The sequence below is a fragment of the Shewanella sp. cp20 genome (genome assembly GCF_000832025.1).
Taxonomy (GTDB): domain Bacteria; phylum Pseudomonadota; class Gammaproteobacteria; order Enterobacterales; family Shewanellaceae; genus Shewanella.
This window is the reverse complement of sequence record NZ_JPII01000004.1, coordinates 1-3,036: the sequence shown is the minus strand read 5'-3', so window position 1 is coordinate 3,036 and position 3,036 is coordinate 1. Positions and strand designations below refer to the sequence as shown.

1 rRNA gene is annotated in these 3,036 nt (G+C 50.8%); it reads left to right on the top strand.

From position 1 onward, the window contains the following. Positions 1 to 126 precede the first annotated feature (126 nt). Positions 127 to 3,019 (top strand): 23S ribosomal RNA (locus DB48_RS00110). Positions 3,020 to 3,036: the final 17 nt, after the last annotated feature.

The window sequence follows — 3,036 nt, the reverse complement described above, 5'->3', positions numbered from 1 at the left end:
AAAGGTTATTGCGAAAATAATTGAGTTCTCAAAACACACTTTAATCAAGTGACTTGAGTATTCTTTTGGCGAAAGTTGAAACCATTAGTTGCGATGCAGCTCAGATGAAACTCATTTGGGTTGTATGGTTAAGTGACTAAGCGTATACGGTGGATGCCTTGGCAGTCAGAGGCGATGAAGGACGTAGTAACTTGCGAAAAGCGTTGGCGAGCTAGTAACAAGCATTTGAGCTAACGATGTCCGAATGGGGAAACCCGGCAGCATAAGCTGTCATCATTAAGTGAATACATAGCTTAATGAGGCGAACGAGGGGAACTGAAACATCTAAGTACCCTTAGGAAAAGAAATCAACCGAGATTCCCCTAGTAGCGGCGAGCGAACGGGGATTAGCCCTTAAGCCTAGAGGGTGTTAGTGGAATGTGTTGGAAAGCACAGCGATACAGGGTGATAGCCCCGTACATGAAAACTAACTTTAGGTGAAAACGAGTAGGACGGGACACGTGATATCTTGTTCGAATATGGGGGGACCATCCTCCAAGGCTAAATACTCCTGACTGACCGATAGTGAACCAGTACCGTGAGGGAAAGGCGAAAAGAACCCCTGTGAGGGGAGTGAAATAGAACCTGAAACCGTATACGTACAAGCAGTGGGAGCGGTTCTTGAGACCGTGACTGCGTACCTTTTGTATAATGGGTCAGCGACTTACATTTTGTAGCGAGGTTAAGCGAATAGCGGAGCCGTAGGGAAACCGAGTGTTAACTGCGCGTTTAGTTGCAAGGTGTAGACCCGAAACCCGGTGATCTAGCCATGGGCAGGTTGAAGGTTGAGTAACATCAACTGGAGGACCGAACACACGTATGTTGAAAAATGCGGTGATGACTTGTGGCTGGGGGTGAAAGGCCAATCAAACCGGGAGATATCTGGTTCTCCTCGAAAGCTATTTAGGTAGCGCCTCGAGCGAATACCATTGGGGGTAGAGCACTGTTAAGGCTAGGGGGTCATCCCGACTTACCAACCCTTTGCAAACTCCGAATACCAATGAGTACTACTCGGGAGACACACGGCGGGTGCTAACGTCCGTCGTGAAAAGGGAAACAACCCAGACCATCAGCTAAGGTCCCAAAGTTATTGCTAAGTGGGAAACGATGTGGGAAGGCTTAGACAGCTAGGATGTTGGCTTAGAAGCAGCCATCATTTAAAGAAAGCGTAATAGCTCACTAGTCGAGTCGGCCTGCGCGGAAGATATAACGGGGCTAAGCAATACACCGAAGCTATGGGTACTAGCGCTTGCGCTAGTGCGGTAGAGGAGCGTTCTGTAAGCCGTTGAAGGTGAAGGGGTAACCCACGCTGGAGGTATCAGAAGTGCGAATGCTGACATGAGTAACGATAAAGGGGGTGAAAAACCTCCTCGCCGAAAGACCAAGGGTTCCTGTCCAACGTTAATCGGGGCAGGGTGAGTCGACCCCTAAGGCGAGGCCGAAAGGCGTAGTCGATGGGAAACGGGTTAATATTCCCGTACTTCTGCTAACTGCGATGGAGAGACGGAGAAGGCTAGGCTAGCGCGGCGTTGGTTGTCCGCGTTTAAGGCTGTAGGTAGGGTGCTTAGGCAAATCCGGGCACCTAATACTGAGAGTTGATGACGAGTCACTACGGTGATGAAGTAGTTGATGCCATGCTTCCAGGAAAATCTTCTAAGCTTCAGGTTAGTAGGAATCGTACCCCAAACCGACACAGGTGGTCGGGTAGAGAATACCAAGGCGCTTGAGAGAACTCGGCTGAAGGAACTAGGCAAAATGGTACCGTAACTTCGGGAGAAGGTACGCTCCTGTTGGTGATGAGACTTGCTCTCTAAGCTGACGGGAGTCGCAGATACCAGGTGGCTGCAACTGTTTATCAAAAACACAGCACTGTGCAAAATCGCAAGATGACGTATACGGTGTGACGCCTGCCCGGTGCCGGAAGGTTAATTGATTGGGTTATCTTCGGAGAAGCTCATGATCGAAGCCCCGGTAAACGGCGGCCGTAACTATAACGGTCCTAAGGTAGCGAAATTCCTTGTCGGGTAAGTTCCGACCTGCACGAATGGCGTAATGATGGCCACGCTGTCTCCAGCCGAGACTCAGTGAAGTTGAAATTGCGGTGAAGATGCCGTATACCCGCGGCTAGACGGAAAGACCCCGTGAACCTTTACTATAGCTTGGCACTGAACATTGACCCTACATGTGTAGGATAGGTGGGAGACTTTGAAGCGGGAACGCCAGTTCTCGTGGAGTCATCCTTGAAATACCACCCTTGTAGTGTTGATGTTCTAACTCTGGCCCCTGAATCGGGGTTGAGGACAGTGCCTGGTGGGTAGTTTGACTGGGGCGGTCTCCTCCCAAAGAGTAACGGAGGAGCACGAAGGTTGGCTAAGTACGGTCGGACATCGTACGGTTAGTGCAATGGCATAAGCCAGCTTAACTGCGAGACATACACGTCGAGCAGGTGCGAAAGCAGGTCATAGTGATCCGGTGGTTCTGAATGGAAGGGCCATCGCTCAACGGATAAAAGGTACTCCGGGGATAACAGGCTGATACCGCCCAAGAGTTCATATCGACGGCGGTGTTTGGCACCTCGATGTCGGCTCATCACATCCTGGGGCTGAAGTCGGTCCCAAGGGTATGGCTGTTCGCCATTTAAAGTGGTACGCGAGCTGGGTTCAGAACGTCGTGAGACAGTTCGGTCCCTATCTGCCGTGGGCGTTGGATGATTGAAGGGAGCTGCTCCTAGTACGAGAGGACCGGAGTGGACGAACCGCTGGTGTTCGGGTTGTCATGCCAATGGCATTGCCCGGTAGCTACGTTCGGAATCGATAACCGCTGAAAGCATCTAAGCGGGAAGCGAGCCCTAAGATGAGTCATCCCTAGACCTTTAAGGTCTCTAAAGAGCCGTCCGAGACTAGGACGTTGATAGGCAGGGTGTGTAAGCGTTGTGAGGCGTTGAGCTAACCTGTACTAATGACTCGTGAGGCTTAACCATACAACCCAAAAGGGTTT